The organism is Winogradskyella undariae, from assembly GCF_013285155.1.
In the GTDB taxonomy this organism is placed as follows: domain Bacteria; phylum Bacteroidota; class Bacteroidia; order Flavobacteriales; family Flavobacteriaceae; genus Winogradskyella; species Winogradskyella undariae.
In genome coordinates this window covers 1-570 of record NZ_JABTEL010000058.1, presented here as the reverse complement: position 1 = coordinate 570, position 570 = coordinate 1, and the positions used below count along the sequence as shown (strand labels likewise).

Here is a 570-nt window from a genome sequence, read left to right as displayed (position 1 = left end):
AATTTAAAAATTACAGATATTGATAGTAAGCGAATGCTAATACTCATTGAAGCCGCTAAAGGTAAAAAGGATCGTTACACGTTACTTTCTAATACATTATTAAAAGATTTACGAGACTACTATAAACAATGGAAACCAGAATCTTATATTTTTGAAGGCGTATATGGAAAACAATATTCTGCACAAAGCGTTGGCCAAATAGTAAAAAATGCCGCAATAAAGGCAGGAATACAAATTACTGTAACACCACATATGCTAAGACATAGTTTTGCAACTCACCTTTTAGAAGATGGAGTTGATTTAAGACAAATTCAAGTTTTATTAGGTCACAGCTCTACCAAAACAACGGAGATTTACACCCATGTTGCCACGACTACTTTTAAGAAAATTAAAAACCCTTTAGATATTTAAGAATATATAAAGGATATATATAACATATGTTATATATATCTTATATTTGGGTGTATATAGAACATATGTTCTATATACTATTGTTGCCACACATTAAAAAAAAACATCGTAAATGATTAATCTGATAGTTGGAAATACTGGTTCTGGAAAAACAACCTA

The 570-nt window shown here is 29.8% G+C and carries 1 protein-coding gene; it reads left to right on the top strand.

Annotated elements, in window-relative coordinates:
- A partial coding sequence (locus HSX10_RS18650) for a tyrosine-type recombinase/integrase (RefSeq protein ID WP_173589766.1) occupies window positions 1-411 on the top strand: 411 nt, incomplete at its 5' end.
- Window positions 412-570: the final 159 nt, after the last annotated feature.